Below are 19,720 nucleotides of genomic sequence, written 5' to 3'. Positions count from 1 at the left end.
AAGGTGAATCCTTTTTACTGATTAAAGTAATTATAATTTCTGATCAATCCGTCATAACCGCTATCCAATCCTTCAATATCACTACTAGTTAGTTTGCCATTTTCTCCGGCATCACGGAGTGTCTTTTTGGTACGTAGTAAAAGATTGTGGAAGCTTTCATAAAAGTTTTTATAATCGCCTTCCTTGTTTGCTTTTTTCGCGTTTTCAATATTCAGTCCGGCATTTTTAGCTTGTGCAGTTTCTAAAGCTGCAAAGCCTGCCTTCGCCCGGGCACTGATCTTTGTATAACTGTTTGCATTATCTGATAACAAATCAACGAAACTACGGATGTTCTTCATATCAGTTTTCATCGCAATAATGTATTCTTTAAGCGGACTGTCTTTCAATACAACGATTTCTGCGGCATCAGCGATTTCGTTCACCTTTTTCATGAGTACGATTTTTCCTGTATAGAGCTTTTGAACAGTACCTCTGATAGTATCAATTAAAGCATAGCCTTTAGCGCCTTTATCATCTTTATAATCCTGAGCGGTCAGATAATCTTTCAACTGTTTATAATCAGTATTCATTTTTTCAAACTTCGCATTGTATTGTGCTACCTGTGTTTTAAAATAGGCCTGATTCTCTTTCCCCAGTTCAGAAACCGGGTTTTCTATAGTTACCCCATTCCGATTGTTAATGGTAAACCTGGTGAGATGGGGGTGAATGATTCTAAGAAATCCAAATTTGTCATTCGGGTTTTTTAAGGCGTTTTCGATTTTTTCCGTGTTTCCAAGGATATCTTTTAGATAAGCATTGTGGCTGTTCGCCATATCAACCACAAGGTTTGTATACTCAATAACGCGGCTTGCTGTATCTGCTGATCCTAATCTGGCGGCTGCTGGCGTGGTCTGCTGCGAGGCTTTCTCTTGTTTCTTCTTGTCCTTACAGGAAACAGCTGTGAGCAGCAGTGCTAAACAGCAGGATATATAAATAATAGTTTTTTTCATAAGGTAAAAGGTTGATTAATGGCAAGGTAAAGATATTTTTCTATAACAATAAATAGCGGGGCGGGATTGAGCTGGGTCTCAGCGTAATCTTATTTATTGTATTATAATTATAATAGTTAATTAAAATACATGTTATTTTAATAATAGTATTATAAGGAGGACATTTGTGGTGTTAAACAAATGATATTAAATAAAATGGAACGTAAAAAATTCATACAAACAGCAACTCTTGGGGCAGCAGCAGTACTTACAGGCAGTGCGATTTCTTTAAATGCTAAAACTAAAACAATGGAAAATATATCTTCAAAAAATAAAGGATTCAGCAGGGCTAACCATGTTGGGATCGTAGTGGCAAATCTTGATAAATCTATCGCTTTTTATGAAGCCTTAACAGGTCTTAAAGTGACTAATGTTGACCAGATTGGCGGCGACCGGATGGCACAGGTACTTGGTCTGAAAAAAACACTGATCCGCTATGCTAATCTTCATCTTGAAAATATCAATATGGATTTATTAGAATATGAGCAGCCTGAGCCTGTTAAAGCACATTATGAGAACAATCAGATCAGCGCAATGCATTTGTGTTTTGAGGTTGATAATATTCAGGATGCGGTGAAACGTTTAAAAGATGCAGGAATCAAATTGTCAGGAGAGCCTATCATTTTTGAAGCAGCAGACGGATTGAAATCTGGTTTTGGTACAGCGGTAGCTTATTTTGATGATCCGGACGGAACACATCTTGAAATTATTGAACCACAGGGGCCTTTCAAAAGAGAGCGTCAATAAATCAGACATTCTTATAAAATCAGATCATGAGCTTATTTGAAAATTATTCAGGCAAAGGACTTGAACTCAAAAACAGAGTAGTTATGGCACCAATGACCCGTGCCCGTAACCCAAATGGCATTCCAAATGATTTGAATGCTTTATACTATCAGCAAAGAACAGGTGCTGGTTTAATCATCACGGAAGGAACAGCGATTTCTCCAACTTCAATGGGGGTGTTACATGTGCCTGGATTGTTTACTAAAGAACAAGTAGAAGGCTGGAAATTAGTAACCAAAGCTGTACATGCTGAAGACACAAAAATTTTCACCCAGCTTTGGCACGTTGGCCGCGTTTCACATGTTTCTAATCAGCCGGACCGGCAAGCTCCGGTTGGTGCTTCTGCTAAACAAGCTGCTGAATCGAGTGCGTGGGGGTATGACGAACAGGGGAAAGAGAGTTTTGTAATTGCCTCTAAACCTCATCCATTAACAAACGGGGAAGTGAAACAGGTGGTTAAAGATTTTGCTAACGCGGCTGCAAATGCTGTAGAAGCAGGCTTTGACGGCGTAGAACTTCATGGTGCAAATGGATATTTGATCGAACAATTTTTGAATCCTTTCATTAATGATAGAACAGATGAATATGGTGGTTCTATAGTAAACAGGAGCAGATTTTTATTAGAGGCTATTGATGCAAGTATTGCCGAAATTGGTGCTGAAAAGGTGGCGATCAGGTTAACCCCTTATGGTGGCTTACATGAATTACCGCATTACGATGAAATAGAGGAGACTTATGCTTACCTGGCTTCAGAACTTGGGAAACGTGGAATCGTTTATATTCACCTGATGGATCAGAAAAGCCGTGGCAGTTTTGCCTTGCCAGATGGGTTTTTAAAACGCTTCAGAGCAAATTTCAACGGAATTATTATCCTGGCAGGAGGGATGGATAAGGAGCTTTCTGAAAAATATATAGCGGAAGGTTTGATTGATCTGGCTGCTTTTGGGGAAGCATTTATTGCTAATCCTGATTTAACAGACAGGTTAAAGTATGGTTATGAACTTGCTTTACCAAACCGTGATTTACATTATGGTGGTGCAGCGCATGGTTATACTGATTATCCTGTTTATGCTGGAAACAGTTAATTAATTGGTTTATAGGTATGATAAGAGGCTGGTTTTAATGTAAACTGGCCTCTTATTCATTTATAGGTAGAATTTGTATTAGATTTTACGAACATCAGTATAAGTTTAATCATCAGAAGTTAGTAAGATTAAATTTTTAAATTGTCAATTGTAATAATTTTGAGGCATTCAATTTTTGGAATGTGATGAAATAATCTTTAAATACACCTTTTTTCATTAGGGTAAAATCTGGATTCTTCCAAAAGTTCACCAATACATCAGATTCAGGGATATGGTTAATATATAGTAAGTTCTCACTTAGATTCAGTTTGATTTTTTGCGTAAAAGTATACACAGAATAAGCTTTGTTTTTAGGAATAAAATTGGAATATTTAAGAGAGATAACTATGATGACAACTGTGTGAACCATGAAGAAATACCTGGACTTATTTCAGAATGCTCCGGTTGCTATGGCAATACTGGATGCAAAAACCTTAAGACTTAATTCGGCAAATTCTGCCATGCTGCAACTGCTGAGGAAAGAGAAATCAGTATTGGGCAAGAAACTTCTGGAGTTTCTCCCTGAAATTGCAGAACAATCTTGTCCGGATTTGATTTATGAGGTAATTCGTACAGGGAGGCCGCATAGCGAAATAGGAGCTAAGTTTTATTCAATACATAACGGCAAGGCTGAAACAGTTTTTGTGGATTATAGTTACACACCAATTTTAGGTAAAGATAGTAAGGTCGTCTCAGTTTTGGTGGTCGGGACGGATGTGAGTGAAAGGGAGATGAGTAAGAAATATCGGCTGGAAGCGGATCGTAATTTACGTGCGCTGGTGATGTCTGCGCCGGTAGCCATGGCTGTATTTAATGGTTTCGACTTTCAGATTCAGTCTATCAATGAAAGAATGCTGGATTTATGGAATCATAACCATAAAACATGTATCAGAGAACTGGAACATGTTTATCATAATGGAGTATCTTTTACTTCAGAATATAATCAAATATGTTATAGTTATACGCCACTAAGAGATGACAAAGGTAATACAACCGGAGTGGTCATGGTTGGAAACAAAAAGGAATAATCAGAGTTTCAATAGTTCAAGGTAGGGATCACCAGTCAGCTTTAATAAATGGGCAAAGGCAGGTTCTGTTTTATAACCTTGTTTTTTGAGTTCGATGATTTCTTCCCTGAATGATTCACCATGTTCCATCAGCAATTTATCTTCAATGACCATGTGCCTGTAACCTGCCTGTTCTCGTGTAGGTAATGTTTGTCCAAATATTTCAATTTCCCAGTTATCAGCAATCAGCTTCGCCAGAACCACTTCCTGGCCATTGATCACTTTTTCTTCCAGATTGAAAGCTTTGAAGTCTGAAAAAGATTCAACTAGTAAATTCTTAAATTCTGGTTTATCCTGATAACAACAGATAATATCAAGATCACTACTGCTGATATCTATCGCAATGGGAACAGTTCCGACCAGTATAGGATCATAAGCCTGAAGCATTTCCAGTATCAAATGATCTTGAAGTACCGCATAAGCATTTTGCTGCCGTGCATTACCAGTTGCCAGATAAGAGATGGAATCAAATTTCATAAGCTGGTTCAAAGCTATTGCTAATGCAGGAGATTCTAAAAGGTTGCGGCCATAATTGTTCGCTTAAAAGGATAAAATACGGGAGATTTTTTAAATTCTTTTCTTACTCTTTCCTTATAAGTTGCAATAAAGCTTTGTTTGATCTCTTCTGGCAGCTTCTCAATATATGGAATCATGGCTGTTCCTGACACCCATTCCAGCAAGGCATCTGCATCTTTTAATATATGCGGATATATCTTTTCATAAACAGTGATATCTGTCCCTCCATGTTCGAAAAATAGCTGACCATATTTCTGGATATCCAGCACGGGGGAAACCCGGATAAAGCCATTTAATGCTGCGGCAAAAGGAGGTGTTGTAGCGATATCTATCAGGCTGGTATGGGTGAAATGCCTATGGTTGGAAGGGACCTGCACCACGAGCTGCCCGCCTGGTTTAACACAGGAAATGATTTTTGGATACAAATTTTCATGATCACCTAACCATTGTATAGCTGCATTAGAAAAGATCAGGTCATATTTTTCCCCTGTGGCAACCTGTTCTTCGATAGACCTTTTCTTAAAGCTTACCTGTTCATTTTGAAATTCTGCGGCATCATTAAGCATCTCTTGCGAAGAGTCTATTCCAAGAACTGTGGATCCGGGTAAGGCATCTGCGAGTTTCCTTGTCAGTTCTCCGGTTCCACAGCCCAGATCTATAACTTTTAAAGCTGGCTTAACTTTTATCAATTGGATTAAATCGTAAAAAGGGCCAAAGCGTTCTTGTTTGAACTTGTTGTAAACATCCGGATTCCATGCCATACTAACTTGATTAAATTATTATATAATGATAACGTAATTGATTTCTGTTTTCGTGTTGATTGATTCAATACATTTTAATAATTGCTGAATTTTAGCGGATTCTAAAATTTGACATTATCTGTAGGAAGATAAAAAGGAGTGAATTGATCTTTTAAGTACCTTGGGAAACTCTCAGGGGAATTGAATTATACACAAACGAAATATAAGATATCATGAAATTTTTTATAAATGAACCCGATCAGATTGTAAATGAAGCTATCAATGGATTATTAACGAATCCTAAGTTAGCCAGGTTAGATTCCTTTCCTGAGATACGTGTAGTCATTCGTAAAGACTGGGACAAGTCAAAAGTAGCGGTTATTTCAGGTGGTGGCTCTGGTCATGAACCAGCACATGCAGGTTTTGTAGGCAAAGGAATGCTGACGGCTGCGGTATGCGGGGATATTTTTGCTTCACCTACTGTAGACGCTGTGTTATCAGCTATTTTAGCGGTAACCGGGCCAAAGGGTTGTTTGTTGATTATCAAAAATTATACAGGCGACCGCCTTAATTTTGGTTTAGCGGCAGAACAGGCGCGGGCTTTAGGTTATGAGGTGAGAACAGTTACCGTTGATGATGATATCGCCCTCGGCCAGGATGTTAAAAAACGTGGTCTGGCGGGTACTTTATTTGTGCATAAGATTGCCGGAGAACTCGCGGAGCAAGGGAAATCATTAACAGAGGTCGCTGAAATTGCCCGGCAGGTAATTGACCGTACGGCTTCTATCGGCCTTTCACTTACTGAATGTCAGCATCTGGGACAAGAAACAACTTCCCGTTTAAATGATCAGGAAGTCGAATTAGGCTTAGGTATTCATGGAGAGCCTGGAATAGAGGTGATTGCTTATGCGCCGGCAGATCATTTAATGGCGCTGGCTATTGAAAAACTGGAAGCTAATTTGCCTGATCCAAATGGAAGGTATGCCATGATATTTAACAATATGGGGAGTGTAAGTCCTATCGAAATGAGTTTGCTGGTCAATTCTTTCCGTAAAACAAACCTCGCGGCTAAAGTTGATTATATGGTCGGACCTGCTGCTTTAATGTCTTCTATTAATATGAGCGGTTTCTCGGTTTCAGTATTGCAGTTGAATGAAGAAATTGAAAAGGCATTATTGGCCGGTGCAGAGCCTTCGGCATGGCAGATCCAGTCTTTCGGGCAGCCAGCAGAAATCAGCAGTCCTGAGCTTCCGGAAACTATTCCGTATGCAGCTTCTGCAAATGTGAAAGTTAAACAGCTGATCGAAGAAACAGGTGCTTTGCTTGTGGCCATAGAGAAAGAAATCAACGGGCTGGATGCTAAGGTAGGGGATGGTGATGCGGGATCTACTTTCGCTTTAGCAGGGAAACGTTTACTACTGGTTGTTGATAAACTTCCGCTGGATGATACTGGAAAGTTGCTGCTTACTATTGGCAGGATACTATCGAGAGAAGCTGGCGGATCAAGCGGAGTTTTATTGTCAATTTTATTTACGGCTGCGGGAAATACATATGCTAAAGATCATGATCTGGGAAAAGCACTTTTAGAGGGTTTACAGAAAGTGATGGATTACGGTGGAGCAAAAGTAGGAGACAGAACTATGATTGACGCTTTAGAGCCTGCTTTTGAGGCGCTGGCTAAAAATAAATCCGTTTTAACTGCTGCTGAGCAGGCCCGCAAAGGAACTGAATATACTAAAACAATCACTAATACTCAATTTGGAAGATCTTCGTACCTTTCTGAGGCAGTGCTGAAAAATATCCCTGATCCTGGTGCGGAAGTGATTGCAAGAGTTTTTGAAAAAATAGCTTCGCTGAAATAGATGTCTATGGTTTACTAAAGAATCTGATCCTGATATTAGGATCAGATTCTGAATACCTTAACTTTGCGGCTATCTTTTATAACCACTTCAAAATGCATCAGATCCTAAGGGAACATATAGAAAAAATCGTACCGCTTAGTGAGGATGAGTTTGCTTTTGTGTCTGCTCATTTTACCGTTAAAAAATTCAGGAAACATCAATTCCTTATTCAGGAAGGTGAAGAGGTCAGGTATTCTTACTTTGTGGTTTCCGGACTTTTAAAGCTGGTACATACTGATGATACGGGGAAGCAGCGTGTTGTTTCTTTTGCGATGGAAGATTGGTGGGAGAGCGATTATTATGCTTACTTCACACAGACTAAAGCGACCATGTCTTTAGAATGCCTTGAGGATACTGAAGTGTTATGTCTTTTGCTGGAAGACTATAAAAAACTAGGTGACGGTTCACCGAAGATGCAGCGTTTCTTTCTTGAAAAAGCGAATTTTGGTTTTATAGGATCGCAGCGGCGTATCATATCCTGGTTAACGTCTAATTCGAAAGAACGCTATGAACAGTTACTCAAACAATACCCTTCACTTATTCAGCGTGTACCCAAGAGTCTTCTTGCTGCCTATCTGGGCGTTTCGCGCGAAACTTTAAGCCGGTTATCTCCTTAGTGTGACATTTCTCACTTTTTAATCGTGAGTTTTGTCAAGGGTCTGTTTCATGAGTTATTAAGAGCTTTGCAGTAGAAATTTTAAACTGCAATTATGATAAAAAGCAGCAAACTTTTAGCATTGCTATTCATAACCAGTGTTCCAGTATGGGCACAGGCTCAAAAGACAAATCAAATGGAAAAAAGAAGTATTAATCCCTGGAAATGGCAGGATGAACGCAGTTATGTACAAGCTGTTGAAGTGAAAAATGTAGAGAGTACACTTTATGTTTCAGGACAAACTGCTATCAGCGCGGATGGGGTATCGAGTAACGAAGACATGAAGTCTCAATTAATTCTGGCTTTACAGAACCTGGAGAAGGTTATTGGTGAAGCTGGATACGAATGCAAAGGAATAGCCCGTTTAAATATCTATACCACTTCGACAGCAGAACTTTGGCCGCACTTTGGTGTTTTTCAAGACTGGATAGCGAAAAATGGTGTTAAGCCGGCACTGACTTTATTAGAAGTCAAAAGTCTTTTTGAAACTTTAAAAGTTGAACTGGAAGCCACAGTGGTGAAATAATGGGTTAAATAAAGCATTATCTTTTAATAAGATAATGCTTTATACGTTAAATGATTAGCTGTTATAAGTATAATTGATCATCCATTGAACGCCAAACTTATCATTGAACATTCCAAAGAAATCACCCCAGAAAGCTTTAGCCAGTGGCATAGTAATTACGCCACCAGCAGAAAGACCATTGAATAATTTTGTGGCTTCTTCTTCACTATCTGCTTTGATAGCAATATAAGCATTATCACCTTTGTTGATCGGCCCATAAGACTTAGGCCTGTCACTGCCCATTAAAACACTTCCACCACCAATTGGTAAGGAAATATGCATGATTTTATTGATTTCGCTTTGGTCGGGCTGATATTCTTCCGGCATAGCATCAAATTTGGAAACGACATCAAATTCACCGCCAAATACTGATTTGTAGAAATTAAATGCTTCTTCGGTATTACCGTCAAAGTTTAAATAAGGATTAACTGCTGCCATGATTTTAGATTATAAATTGTGTTTGTTTTGAATTGTTGTATAACAAATATAAATGCATTTTTATGTTTTGATAGGGTATAAATTAGCCAATCTTGGTGGTTGTTTGCGACTAAGAAATCAGGTATCTTGTAGTTGGATTAATAATAACGACTGAGATGGAAATGACTGGTTTTTTGGAAAAGTACCGACCCTCAAATACGGAAATAGTTAATGAAGAGTTAGTTAACCGGTATGCGCATATCCTTCCTTCGAGTATGATCGAATTATGGAGAACAAAAGGATTGGGTAAATACAATGACGGACTGATAGAAGTAATTAATCCGGATGATTTTCAGGATGCTCTGGAGAGAACAGTTGGCAGAAAAGCACTAAATTATGTTCCGATTGCGATCAGTGGTTTCGGAGAGTTGTTTTATTATAGGAAATTAACAGCTGTGGATGAGGATGTTTGTGTTTTCGATCCGCATTATAATCAAATTGAAACCTGTGTCTGGAGCCTGACAGATTTTTTTAACGGGTATTTATGTGATGATGATATTATTAAAGAAGTACTGAGAGCAGAGTTGTTTAAAGCTTCACTCAAAAAAGAAGGAAAGCTTGCTCAAAATGAGATCTTCTTTTTTGCCCCGGCATTGGCACTGGGGGGTACTGAGGGTATTGAGTCTGTACAAAAAGGAAATTGCCAGGTTCAGTTGACTATTTTGTTTCAGTTGTGATTGCTAAAAGATGGTTGCTATTTGCGCCTGCAAATAAACTCTCCATTACCAATAGGGACAGTCAGGCAGTCAAACCGGTTATCCATTAAAGCTGTATTGATCATTGGTTTAATTCCTTCATATTGATCTATGGCATTATCTGCGACAATAAGGCCGTTCTTCACCATTTTAGAAGCAATTTCCTGGAAACAGCGCTCATATATTTCCTTTTCTGCATCTAAAAAGCAAAAAGCAATCTGATCAAGTTCTGCACTATGTGCAAAGAAATCTCCATGAATTAATTCAATGGTATCTTCGAGTCCGGCAATGCTGAAAGTTTCCCGGGCAAGTTTTATTTTAGCTGCATCAATCTCAAAAGTTTTTACTTTCCTGCCAGTTTCTCTGGCTGCAAAGGCTAGCCATAAAGTTGAATATCCTGCGCTGGTTCCAATTTCAATGATTTCTCCTTCGGGCAGATTAACAGCAAGCAGGGATAAAAATTTACCTGTAGCTGAGTTGATCTGCCTTAAACGTTTGCTGCGTGGTGTACCATCGTTACGGTCAGCAAAATCTATCTTTTCAAGTTGCTGCATTCTTGTTTGCAGGAGGGGAGATATTTCATTAAACATAGATACAAATTAATATAAAATTGGGTAAATAAATAAAAGGTTTCTAATGTTTGATTTTTGCTATGATCTGTTTGATTTGAGCAAACGGCAGCATCCCGGACTGTGGTACATTTATGGAATAATTCCTTAAAAACAAAACAGAATGGATTTAACAAATTACAGGACCCTTGGGAAATCGGGGTTAAAAGTAAGTCCGCTTACTCTTGGAACGATGACATTTGGCGAAGAATGGGGCTGGGGTTCGGCTCCGGCGGATGCTGAAGGCATCTTGTCAAAACATATAGCAGCTGGTGGAAACAGTATTGATACTGCCAATATGTATACTAAAGGGCACTCGGAAAAAATTATTGGTGATTATTTACAACATGCAGATGTGCGCAGAGATCAGTTAGTACTTGCTACTAAGTTTTACTGTAACCTTTATCCGGGCGATCCTAATGCGGGTGGTGCGAGCAGAAAAACAATTATAAGTTCTCTGGAGAATTCACTAAGAAGGTTGCAAACTGATTATGTGGATTTATACTGGATGCATGCTTTTGATCCATTTACGCCAATTGAGGAAACGATGTCTGCTTTGCATGATCTGGTTACCGCTGGAAAGGTTCGCTACATCGCTATTTCTGACACACCTGCGTGGAAGGTGGCACAGGCTCAAATGATCGCTCAGTTTCGTGGCTGGTCTGCTTTTGTGGGGCTTCAGATTGAATATTCGCTGCTGGAAAGAACTGTGGAGGGTGAACTGATTCCAATGGCACAGGATCTTGGATTAGGAGTGATGCCCTGGTCCCCTTTGAGAGGGGGGATTTTAAGCGGAAAATACACAAGGGCAAATCAGGGAGAAACCCAAAGCGGAAGAAATAGTCTGGAAGGCGGTACTCATTTTGATGAAAATACTTACCAGATTATTGATCGCTTAACTGAGCTTGCAAAGGAAAAAGAAACTACTCCGGCCAGCGTTGCTTTAGCATGGGTAGCGAGCAGGCCCGGAGTTACTTCCACTATAATCGGTACACGTACAATGAATCAGCTGGATCAAAATCTTCAGTCTTTGAATGTATCCTTATCAAATGATGATATTGTATCATTGGATCAGCTTTCAAAGCCTGTATTGAATTTCCCGTTAGCACTTATTAATAATCGGGCAGCACATTTGGCACAGGCGGGTACAACTGTAAATGGAGTAACGTCTTTGAAGCTTCCTTTAGCGCCGCAAAGTCTTCAGGAAGTATATTAAATTTTATGTATTCTTTACTGCGGCTAGCAAAAGAAAAATAGGGCGGCGTGTTTCGTCTTTCATCTCGGGATATTCTTCCAGCACTTCTTTTGATGGCTGTGCTTCTGAAATTCTTGTAATTTGAAACCCAGCATCAATTAATGTATTGATATGCGTTTCCAGAGTTCTGTGATACTTGATCACATTATTGTCCAGAAACCTGGCAGTCCGCTGGCCTTCGTCCTGATATCCATCAACAGGCCAGTGCAGACGATTGCCATTTTCATCATGGTACCAGTCTTGTGTGGCCAGTGCAGTGAAAATAGGATGTTCTATAGAAAATACAAATGAACCACCCGGTTTAAGTGCATGGTTAACTTTTTTGCAGACCAACTCGAAGTTCTCTACGTAATGAAAGGCCAGTGAACTGATGACCACATCAAATTGTTCAGCTGCGAAATTTATATCTTCTATAGCGAGTTGAATATATTCAATTGCAGGATCAGAGGTGCCTTCTCTGGCACGTTTTAACATATTTTCAGAAAGATCTACACCTATAACTGATCTTGCTTGCTGTTCGCTTGCATAACGACAATGCCAGCCAAATCCGCAACCCAGATCTAAAACTTTTTTATCTTTCAATTCAGGTAATAGTGCGCGGAAAACCTGCCATTCTCCAGCTGCATTTAATCCACCTGTTGAACGTGGCATCTGACTGTAATTGGCGAAAAAACCGGGGTCATCATATTTGTTCTGCTTCATAACGAAACAAAGCTAAGATTTTTATTTTAATGCTAAAGCAAGGAGCCCTGTCATAAATGGGGCTCCTATATAGGCAAATTGATAGAGGGTTAATCCTCCGGGAAAGCTGGCAGCCCATAATGGATCAATTGAGTATAAGTTCCAGCTGACTTTTGAAATCCCTGTTGTTAGTTGCTACCACATAGAAGCCAGCATATTTCTTATAAAGCTTATTTATCATTGGCGGCGGGTTTCAGAAGATCTTTACGGATAGACAATTGCAGAATAACCGAATTCGGGTAAAGTGCCGCCCAGGCTGGATGTTCTGTATAGATCATCGACTCTAAACCCAGCAGGTTTGCCAGAAATACGATATGTTCCGTACTATACATTGTATCATAAGAGGTAAATTCTATAGTATCGGTGCGTTGCGAAGTTTGAATTAAGAATTGTACCGGAACTTCTGCGCGATAGGTGTAACGGTCCCATCTTATTTTGCCGCTTGGCCATGCATATTTAATGAGTTCACCTCTGGAGTTTTCTATTTCTGTATAATGGACCTGTTGGTTTGAAAGGTACTCTGTCATTAAAAAGATGTCATGCAATTCGATAAATATTTTACCGCTATCGTTTAATTTGTCTTTGCAATTTTTAAGCAGTATAAATACTTCTTCCATATTCAGATTACTCAAGCCATTATATAAACAAGTAATACAATCGAATTTTGTTTCTTCAATGCTTAACATGGCTTCCGGGAGATTTGCTACGATATATTTTTCGGGGTTTTGAAATCCCTCAGCTATGGCAAGCCGCTTCATCTCCATACTTGAATCTATAGCCCAAACGTCGATACCATGATTCTTTTGCGCCTCTATGCTGTGAAAGGATTGCCCAGCGAATAGTTCCAGTAAAGATTTGCAGGGTCTACCTGGTTCATAAGTCGCCAGTATGACCTCTAACTGGTTTTTGAAATCTCTGTCGTTGGTTACATCTGCATAATAACTTGCAAACTCCTTATATAGTTTATTATTCATACTGATATGGTTTAGTGTTTATTTTTAATTACTGCTGCAAACCCTTTGAATACATGAGCAATTTAGCGTGGATTGACAGCTTATTTTAGGGTCAGATGACCCTAAAATATTTGCCATTTTCTACCCAGACGATAGCCCCATTTTTTTTCATAGTAGACATCCTGTTCCCACATTAATTGATTAAAACGCTCTGGTTCCTGTTTATTCAAAGTCGTGTGATCCAGGTGATCTACCAGAGAAGAAGTAACCAGGACATGTCTTAGGTCTAATGCCGAAAGTAAATGCGTATAATCATGAGAGGCATGCCTGAATATGAAATTTTCATCCATATGACCTATTACATTTAACATACTCCGTTTAAAGAAAAGACACCAGCCCGAAACCTCTACGCGTTCTCTATATCCTTGCAGTAATCCAATATTTGTTTCCATACCCAATTTGGTATGATGAATTGTACACATTGGAGAGGCACTGGACAGGTTCCAATAGGTCTTGAAAGGCTTCAGGATTTCGGTTGCCCATTGCGGATGAAAAAGCAGATCATTATTACATAAACAGATATAAGGCGCTGAGGTCATTGCAATACCAATATTCATATAGCGATTGTAACCAAATGGCTGATCCGGATAAACAGTTTGCCCGTATTCGTATTGAAAAGGTTTTAAATCTTTTTGGGATTCTACGACAATGATATTGAATTTAATCAATTCAGGATCTTCAGAGGCCATTAAAGAGGTGAGGCAATTCCTGGTAACCTGCTTTAATTCTTCTGTTTGTGCATAACTTAAAATAACAATATCAATTTCCGTAATTTCTGATGCCATATTTTATGAATTAAGTTTAACCAAACCATTAGCGTTAAACTATTTTCTAAATTATGACAATCCTAAAGAATAATTTAGGGTCAATAGTCCCAATTTATTGCCGGATTACTTAACAATCTCAAGTTTTACTGGTCCTTTTAATCCTGAGGGTTGCAGTTTTACAGAGGCATCATACCAGTCATAATAAGTTGAGGTTATTCTTTCATTTTCGGGTAATTTATGATCCCCGATCAACCGGTTTATCCAGTTGTTGACTACTTTGATTTCCAGTTTGTTTAGGCCTGGTTTCAATGCTTTGGTGATATCGATTTTGTAAGGAGCAGTCCATAATCCACCAATAGCTATTCCGTTAACTTTAACTTTTGCAATTGCTATCACATTTCCCAGATCCAATAGTACACGTTCTTCATTTTTAACTTTTGATAGTTTAAAACTATGATGATAGTAAGCAGGGCCGGAATAATATTTAATAAGCGCTTCTTTATTTTGTGCCCAGTCTTCTAGTTGTTTAAAGATGACAGGTTTGGATGGGCCGCGCAAGTTAGCATCGAAGCTGACCTGCCATGGGCCTTTAATAGGTATGTTCCTGACTAATTCCGGATAATTGAAGTGGTCCTTTTTTTTAGTGTTTTCATCTTTTCTGAAGACTATAAAAGCACTTTCGTAAGGTGCTAATTTTAAAGGTATGCTAGTAGATTCAGCAGTTTGAGTATATTCAGGAAGGTCGCGTACCTTACCGGTAGTGGCATCCCATAGTTCAGGAGTTTTTCCTGAAACACGAAATTCCGGATTGAACTGTATGGACTTATTTTTTTGATTGGAAAGGAAATAAATTGAGCCATTCTCTAGTGCTCTGTGTATAAAAAGTACAGAATCGGTAATAGCTGTTTTAAAATCAGGAATAGTGTTTACCAATTTTAAAGCATCTTCCAGATTCATCCCGTCAATTACCATTCCTTTACCGTAATGATTAACTTTGATGGTAGAGCCATTGATATTCCCCCAAAGCTGAGCACTCAGTTGCTGAATTTCCAGGTCTGCTTTTCCAGAGTTTTGTAAACTTGGTGACCTGGATGGTTTGGGACCTAAAATTACGGCACCTTTGCTGACCAGTTCTTTAAGCTTTGTGAGCAATTCCGGGCGCATACTTTCCAATTTTGGTAAAACCAGGAGCCGGTATTGCATTCCATCAGGTAACACCAGATGACCATCTTTTACCGTTAACCGGGTTTTAATCACTTCTCCATTGATATAGTCAAATGCATAACCGTTTGGAAGGGCTGGTTCTTGTATCCCTGTCATTTTTGGTGCGTCTTCACTGATAAAATAAGCAACGTCTGCTACATATTTTCCCTGCTGTAAGAGCAGGTTACATCTTTTGATATATTTTAAGAAATCATCCATATCATAAAACCAGGTGTTTTTGCGGTTAAATTCAGTTCCGAAATAAGCATTCATTCCTGGTATATTATCATCGTCAGGCTGCTGGATATAAACGTGCAGCAGGGTGTTATTGATGCCTGCTGTGAAAGACCGGTCGGCACGCTGCTTCAGTGTAGCCGGATAATTCATAAAATAATGATCTGTAGTGGTAAAAGATTCAGCGGAAACTTTAGTTTTTCCGTAAATATGTGCACAGGATGAAGCAGCTCTGTTTTCTATGATCCCTTTGATCCCTTCATTCCAGAATTCACCACTCACTTCATCAGATTGCGCTCCGTATTGTAAAAATTCTCCGGGGAAACCATAATGACCATAATTCTCCAGCCAGGTAGTTAATCCATTTTGATGGCTGACCTCTCTAAGCCCGCCTACATAGTCATTCGCTACTTTATCGGCTATAAAACGTCTCACGTCCCACAAAAAACGATCTGAATCATCTGCACTGCCAACAACCTTCCCCCGAAATACCGGAAGATAGGGAAGCGGGTCGTAACCATAAGTCAATTTAAATTCAGCTATGAACTGATCGCTCCAGTTTTGGCTGCCAGTTTCATAACTGTCTCCAACAGCCACTTTCCACGTTTTGCGGTCTTGTGCAGGAATACGGCGGATGATTTCTCCTAAAAAGGCGTCAAAGTGAGCAGCAATATGCGTTTTACTCATTTTATCGGTTTCAAGTCCTGTCCCTTCGGGGCTGGCATGTGCATTATGAACTTGCGTCGGTGTCATTCCGCTCCGTTCAATGATCCATTTTCCTGCTGGTACCTGCCAGTTGAGCGTACCATCCACTAACATGTACTTTGAAATGTCTAAAACTTTATCCGGATCAATCACATATGCCTTGTCTTTAATCACTGGTTGTGGTTGCCATTGATAGGCAGGCCAGTAAACGTAACCGTCAGGCCACATCTTTGCCAGTGTTTTTTCCAGATAGTCTTCTACTAAAGGTACAGACGAGAACTTAATTTCCGCAATTCCGCTATTTGCTGTGTAAGCCGTAAATATCAACCGGAAATTTTTGGAGGTAGTAGCGGGAATTGAAATCGTAGCAGGGCCATAAGGGATGAAACCATTCTTTAAGTTCGGATTCGTACGGTCTATGATAAAATGTTTTATGGTTTGATAGGTATCGTTAATCTTTACCTGGATAGCTCCTTCCAGGCGGGTAGGCTTATGCGCTGTATAAATGACCAGGCTTCGGGCTGTATATGGTTTTTCTGTGGAAAAATCCAGTAACAGAGGCCTGGTATCTGGGAGAGAAAGAATCGTTTCTTCGTTGTGGTCTGTTAAATTGTTAAGGTTTTTTAATGCGGGAATAGAGTTAAGCTGAGGTTTCACCTCACGGATGTCTGTACTGTAATCTTTAGGCGCGGGGTAAGCAATCACTTTTACGTCCTGAAAAACAGCATCAGGTTGTTCAAGTTTTTGATGGATTAACACCGGGCCTGTAATCGTGATCTCTGAGGCATTAAGATAGCGCATAGACTGCTCTGGTTTAACCCATGGACCGCCCGACTGGCTCCATCCCGGACAATTAAATATGCCTATTTCGATACCTAGTTTGGTAGCTGTTTTTAATGCGGTATGCAGAATATCCCACCATGCTGCTGTAAACAGTTTTATTGGCCCGGCATTTTTTTCACCCCAGGTAACATTTGCAATAAATGCACGGTTAATTCCTACCTTTTTCATGGCTTCAAGGTCCTTGATGACACCTTCTCTGGAGATATTTCCAGAAACCCAATACCAATAAACACTAGTTTGAATGCTGTCTGGAATTTGATGAAATCCCATTTCCAGTGCAGCCATCCTATCATGAGGTTCAGGCTGTGAATGTGCTTTAAATGCACTAAAAGCAAATAATAGCAAACACAGTAGAAATATTTGGAAGGTGAAAACCAATTTAGTAAGCATAGCGTGTATCACTGCTCTATTTTTTCAGTTCATTTTTATAAATAGTTCCGCCTTTCATTACAAAAGGGATTTGCTCCAATAGAGTGACATCCTGAAGCGGATCATCTTTTAGTGCAATTAAATCGGCGTATTTACCTTTTTTCAGAGAACCAACCTTGTTTTTCCAACCCAGCAGATCTGCCGCATTTATGGTAGCTGCTTGTATAGCCTGCATTGGGGTCAGCCCAAATTTCACCATGTATTTAAACTGTTTGCCATTCCAGCCGTGTGGATAAACGCCTGCATCTGTACCAAAGGCTATTTTTACACCTGCTTTAGCTGCGCGCTGAAAACTTAACCGTTGTGCTTTACCGACCAGCTTTTCTTTATTGATAATAACTTCAGGGGTACCGTGTTTTGCGTAATCACTGAGTATATAATCATCATTATAAATATCTGCAACCAGGTAAGTGCCGCGTGCTTTCATCATTTGTATGGCTTCGTCATCGAGAAAACTGCCGTGTTCTATAGAGGCTACTCCAGCTTTAATGGCCATTTTTATAGCGACTGTACCGTGTGCATGTGCACAGGCTTTCAGTCCCCATAAATGAGCTTCTTCGACGATTGCATTCATTTCTTCTTGTGAGAATTGTGGGGCACCCACACTTGCTTCTTCTGTGAGTACGCCTGCACTTGCACCAAATTTGATCACTTCGGCACCGTATTTTATATTGTACCTGACTTGGGCACGTACACCTTCTACGCCATTGGCTACACCAGTCATTTGTTTCGGGCCTATCCAGTCCAGGTAGGGTGAAAATCCATTCAGGTCACCATGGCTACCGGTACTGCCAATAAATAAGGTGGCAACCAGCAGTCTGGGGCCGGGTATATCACCGCGATTGATTGCATTTCTTAGTGAAACATCGATGAAGGCTGAGGCGCCTACGTCTCTACAGGTTGTAAACCCGGCCTCTAATGTGCGTTTTGCATAAATAGGGGCAACCATAGCCAGGTCTACTGGTGTCCGTCTGAAAATATCTTCATAATAATTATCTCCGGGCTGGAAGGTCAGGTGGGTATGACAATCAATCAATCCGGGCAGCACTGTTGCATTGCTCAGGTCTATAATCGTTGCACCAATTGGTATAGTCAGATCAGGGCCAATGCTTTTTATGGTGTCATGGTCAATTAAAATAAGTTGATTGGTTAGTGTTATCCCTTTTTCTACATCAATCAGGTGGCCTGCCTTAATCACTTTTACTGAATCGTTTTGCTGCTGTGCAAAGCTGTTAAATGATAAAATTAACAAAGTTAGCGTGATGATTTTTACGCGGAATTGAATCATATATAATCGTATTTGGTTTACCAGCAGCAATATATGAATTAAATTTATTCATATTGAGCAGCGGATTTGGCCAGTCTTCTTTTAATCTTGTTCACCAGTAAACGGGGAGATAAAACCTTCACGCATTCACCAAAACCTAAAATCTCCCGTTCCAGTTCAAAGTTGAGCACTACATCTATACGGAAAATAGTCCCTGTTTCACTTTTGCTGAGTACGGTTTGAGATTGATGAATAGGCTTGGTAATTACATAGGGGGCGTGCGTATTTTCAAATTCCAGGATGACTTTCTGGGCACGGTCGTTTTTACTTTTCGTTACCCCAAGGAGATCTTCAAAATAACGGTCAAAATCAATTCCCTCGTAATTCACAAACTCTTCATGAGGTAATTCCTGAAATTCGATAATTCTGTCGAGGGCAAGTGTCAGTAAATCAGGCTTTTTCTTAGCTTTTACAATTACAAACCAGCGGTTCCTGTATTCTTTAAGGAGATAAGGATAATAGATTCCTTGTTGAGGTTGCAATGCTTTAAAGGACTGATATTCGATTAAAAGAGAACGTTTATTCAGAATTGCCTGGTATAAAGGCGGGATACAGGTTAGCCCTTTAACCAGGTTATTGCTTTCCAGCTGAATGTTATTACCGCTTTGTTTAGTTGATTTATTCAGGTTATTCTCCAGGCGCACAATCATATCACTCATGTCATCGAAATAGTTAAAAGCAGTAAACTGCTTTAAAACGCCGACAATTTCTTTCATCTTATCAACGTCGGTATTATTTATCGGGACTTTAGTGATACTGTAAGTGGTGTCTTCATAAAGATAAAAACGCCTGTCTTTGACGATGATTGGTGCGTTATAACCTAGTTTGTCACTTCTCATTAACTGAATGTCGGCTTGTATGGTACGTTTACTCACGCCTGTGGTGATGCCTTCGAGTTCATAAAGTGTGCCGGCTACTTTTTCAATAAGGTCTTCGAGTGTCCATTTGCGAAAACGATTCTTTAAGCAATCATCAATTGTTTTGTAACGGATTAAAGCGAGTTTATTGATAGCCATAGGACAGAAAATTCAAAAAGGAGTT

The 19,720-nt window shown here is 39.6% G+C and carries 19 protein-coding genes; 8 read left to right on the top strand and 11 right to left on the bottom strand.

What is annotated here, in order from left to right; genetic code table 11:
* Positions 1–14 precede the first annotated feature (14 nt).
* Positions 15–989, bottom strand: a complete 975-nt coding sequence (locus HDE70_RS11390; RefSeq protein ID WP_183890146.1) for a hypothetical protein — start codon at positions 987–989, stop codon at positions 15–17.
* A gap of 180 nt (positions 990–1,169) precedes the next feature.
* Here HDE70_RS11390 and HDE70_RS11385 point away from each other — a divergent pair, with 180 nt between their 5' ends.
* The 3 genes from HDE70_RS11385 to HDE70_RS11375 all read left to right on the top strand — a co-directional run bounded on the left by HDE70_RS11385 (position 1,170) and on the right by HDE70_RS11375 (position 3,966).
* A complete protein-coding gene (locus HDE70_RS11385; RefSeq protein WP_260160380.1) occupies positions 1,170–1,775 on the top strand; it encodes a VOC family protein in 606 nt (201 codons plus the stop codon).
* A gap of 26 nt (positions 1,776–1,801) precedes the next feature.
* A complete protein-coding gene (locus tag HDE70_RS11380; RefSeq protein ID WP_221302039.1) occupies positions 1,802–2,899 on the top strand; it encodes an alkene reductase in 1,098 nt (365 codons plus the stop codon).
* Between the two features lie 407 nt (positions 2,900–3,306).
* Positions 3,307–3,966 carry a PAS domain-containing protein gene (locus HDE70_RS11375; protein WP_183866789.1) on the top strand — a complete coding sequence of 220 codons (660 nt, stop codon included), beginning with the start codon at positions 3,307–3,309 and terminating at the stop codon, positions 3,964–3,966.
* Here the strand turns inward: HDE70_RS11375 and HDE70_RS11370 are convergent, their stop codons facing one another.
* Both HDE70_RS11370 and HDE70_RS11365 read right to left on the bottom strand, forming a co-directional pair.
* Positions 3,967–4,482 carry a DUF4269 domain-containing protein gene (locus tag HDE70_RS11370; RefSeq protein WP_183890144.1) on the bottom strand — a complete coding sequence of 172 codons (516 nt, stop codon included), beginning with the start codon at positions 4,480–4,482 and terminating at the stop codon, positions 3,967–3,969. It abuts the gene before it with no gap.
* A gap of 35 nt (positions 4,483–4,517) precedes the next feature.
* A complete protein-coding gene (locus tag HDE70_RS11365; RefSeq protein WP_183890142.1) occupies positions 4,518–5,282 on the bottom strand; it encodes a methyltransferase domain-containing protein in 765 nt (254 codons plus the stop codon).
* Positions 5,283–5,494: 212 nt separating this feature from the next.
* Between HDE70_RS11365 and HDE70_RS11360 the strand changes: the two genes are divergently transcribed.
* From HDE70_RS11360 to HDE70_RS11350, 3 genes are all read left to right on the top strand, one after another.
* Positions 5,495–7,123, top strand: a complete 1,629-nt coding sequence (locus tag HDE70_RS11360; protein WP_183890140.1) for a dihydroxyacetone kinase subunit DhaK — start codon at positions 5,495–5,497, stop codon at positions 7,121–7,123.
* Between the two features lie 92 nt (positions 7,124–7,215).
* Complete coding sequence (locus HDE70_RS11355; RefSeq protein ID WP_183866793.1) at positions 7,216–7,779, top strand: Crp/Fnr family transcriptional regulator; 564 nt, start codon at positions 7,216–7,218, stop codon at positions 7,777–7,779.
* A 93-nt stretch (positions 7,780–7,872) separates the two neighbouring features.
* Complete coding sequence (locus HDE70_RS11350) at positions 7,873–8,343, top strand: RidA family protein (protein WP_260160379.1); 471 nt, start codon at positions 7,873–7,875, stop codon at positions 8,341–8,343.
* Positions 8,344–8,397: 54 nt separating this feature from the next.
* On the opposite strand, the gene HDE70_RS11345 is transcribed toward HDE70_RS11350, so the two are convergent.
* Entirely contained in the window at positions 8,398–8,820 is a 423-nt protein-coding gene (locus tag HDE70_RS11345; RefSeq protein WP_183866794.1) for a VOC family protein, read from the bottom strand.
* Between the two features lie 173 nt (positions 8,821–8,993).
* Here HDE70_RS11345 and HDE70_RS11340 point away from each other — a divergent pair, with 173 nt between their 5' ends.
* Complete coding sequence (locus HDE70_RS11340; protein WP_183890138.1) at positions 8,994–9,536, top strand: GAD-like domain-containing protein; 543 nt, start codon at positions 8,994–8,996, stop codon at positions 9,534–9,536.
* A 17-nt stretch (positions 9,537–9,553) separates the two neighbouring features.
* On the opposite strand, the gene HDE70_RS11335 is transcribed toward HDE70_RS11340, so the two are convergent.
* The gene (locus tag HDE70_RS11335) at positions 9,554–10,144 is read right to left on the bottom strand and encodes an O-methyltransferase (protein WP_183890136.1); all 591 of its coding nucleotides are present in this window, start codon (positions 10,142–10,144) and stop codon (positions 9,554–9,556) included.
* A 142-nt stretch (positions 10,145–10,286) separates the two neighbouring features.
* Here HDE70_RS11335 and HDE70_RS11330 point away from each other — a divergent pair, with 142 nt between their 5' ends.
* Complete coding sequence (locus HDE70_RS11330) at positions 10,287–11,378, top strand: aldo/keto reductase (RefSeq protein WP_183890134.1); 1,092 nt, start codon at positions 10,287–10,289, stop codon at positions 11,376–11,378.
* A gap of 3 nt (positions 11,379–11,381) precedes the next feature.
* Here the strand turns inward: HDE70_RS11330 and HDE70_RS11325 are convergent, their stop codons facing one another.
* The 6 genes from HDE70_RS11325 to HDE70_RS11300 form a co-directional block, all read right to left on the bottom strand.
* Positions 11,382–12,119 carry a class I SAM-dependent methyltransferase gene (locus HDE70_RS11325; RefSeq protein ID WP_183890132.1) on the bottom strand — a complete coding sequence of 246 codons (738 nt, stop codon included), beginning with the start codon at positions 12,117–12,119 and terminating at the stop codon, positions 11,382–11,384.
* Positions 12,120–12,328: 209 nt separating this feature from the next.
* The gene (locus HDE70_RS11320; protein ID WP_183890130.1) at positions 12,329–13,132 is read right to left on the bottom strand and encodes a class I SAM-dependent methyltransferase; all 804 of its coding nucleotides are present in this window, start codon (positions 13,130–13,132) and stop codon (positions 12,329–12,331) included.
* Positions 13,133–13,233: 101 nt separating this feature from the next.
* Positions 13,234–13,956 carry a glycosyltransferase family 2 protein gene (locus HDE70_RS11315; RefSeq protein WP_183890128.1) on the bottom strand — a complete coding sequence of 241 codons (723 nt, stop codon included), beginning with the start codon at positions 13,954–13,956 and terminating at the stop codon, positions 13,234–13,236.
* Positions 13,957–14,061: 105 nt separating this feature from the next.
* On the bottom strand, positions 14,062–17,208 hold the full coding sequence (locus HDE70_RS11310; protein ID WP_183890126.1) for a glycosyl hydrolase: 3,147 nt from the start codon (positions 17,206–17,208) through the stop codon (positions 14,062–14,064).
* 121 nt (positions 17,209–17,329) lie between these two features.
* Entirely contained in the window at positions 17,330–18,640 is a 1,311-nt protein-coding gene (locus tag HDE70_RS11305) for a metal-dependent hydrolase family protein (protein ID WP_183890125.1), read from the bottom strand.
* Between the two features lie 44 nt (positions 18,641–18,684).
* A complete protein-coding gene (locus HDE70_RS11300; RefSeq protein WP_183890123.1) occupies positions 18,685–19,695 on the bottom strand; it encodes a helix-turn-helix transcriptional regulator in 1,011 nt (336 codons plus the stop codon).
* Positions 19,696–19,720: the final 25 nt, after the last annotated feature.

It is taken from the genome of Pedobacter cryoconitis, from assembly GCF_014200595.1.
GTDB lineage: Bacteria > Bacteroidota > Bacteroidia > Sphingobacteriales > Sphingobacteriaceae > Pedobacter > Pedobacter cryoconitis_C.
Note: the sequence above shows the minus strand (reverse complement) of the source record. Positions and strands in the feature narration are given on the sequence as shown.

Coding starts and splice junctions, on each gene's coding strand:
- HDE70_RS11390 (WP_183890146.1), bottom strand. CDS start 989: ATGAAAAAAACTATTATTTATATATCCTGCTGTTTAGCACTGCTGCTC.
- HDE70_RS11385 (WP_260160380.1), top strand. CDS start 1,170: ATGATATTAAATAAAATGGAACGTAAAAAATTCATACAAACAGCAACT.
- HDE70_RS11380 (WP_221302039.1), top strand. CDS start 1,802: ATGAGCTTATTTGAAAATTATTCAGGCAAAGGACTTGAACTCAAAAAC.
- HDE70_RS11375 (WP_183866789.1), top strand. CDS start 3,307: ATGAAGAAATACCTGGACTTATTTCAGAATGCTCCGGTTGCTATGGCA.
- HDE70_RS11370 (WP_183890144.1), bottom strand. CDS start 4,482: ATGAAATTTGATTCCATCTCTTATCTGGCAACTGGTAATGCACGGCAG.
- HDE70_RS11365 (WP_183890142.1), bottom strand. CDS start 5,282: ATGGCATGGAATCCGGATGTTTACAACAAGTTCAAACAAGAACGCTTT.
- HDE70_RS11360 (WP_183890140.1), top strand. CDS start 5,495: ATGAAATTTTTTATAAATGAACCCGATCAGATTGTAAATGAAGCTATC.
- HDE70_RS11355 (WP_183866793.1), top strand. CDS start 7,216: ATGCATCAGATCCTAAGGGAACATATAGAAAAAATCGTACCGCTTAGT.
- HDE70_RS11350 (WP_260160379.1), top strand. CDS start 7,873: ATGATAAAAAGCAGCAAACTTTTAGCATTGCTATTCATAACCAGTGTT.
- HDE70_RS11345 (WP_183866794.1), bottom strand. CDS start 8,820: ATGGCAGCAGTTAATCCTTATTTAAACTTTGACGGTAATACCGAAGAA.
- HDE70_RS11335 (WP_183890136.1), bottom strand. CDS start 10,144: ATGTTTAATGAAATATCTCCCCTCCTGCAAACAAGAATGCAGCAACTT.
- HDE70_RS11330 (WP_183890134.1), top strand. CDS start 10,287: ATGGATTTAACAAATTACAGGACCCTTGGGAAATCGGGGTTAAAAGTA.
- HDE70_RS11325 (WP_183890132.1), bottom strand. CDS start 12,119: ATGAAGCAGAACAAATATGATGACCCCGGTTTTTTCGCCAATTACAGT.
- HDE70_RS11320 (WP_183890130.1), bottom strand. CDS start 13,132: ATGAATAATAAACTATATAAGGAGTTTGCAAGTTATTATGCAGATGTA.
- HDE70_RS11315 (WP_183890128.1), bottom strand. CDS start 13,956: ATGGCATCAGAAATTACGGAAATTGATATTGTTATTTTAAGTTATGCA.
- HDE70_RS11310 (WP_183890126.1), bottom strand. CDS start 17,208: ATGGCTGCACTGGAAATGGGATTTCATCAAATTCCAGACAGCATTCAA.
- HDE70_RS11305 (WP_183890125.1), bottom strand. CDS start 18,640: ATGATTCAATTCCGCGTAAAAATCATCACGCTAACTTTGTTAATTTTA.
- HDE70_RS11300 (WP_183890123.1), bottom strand. CDS start 19,695: ATGGCTATCAATAAACTCGCTTTAATCCGTTACAAAACAATTGATGAT.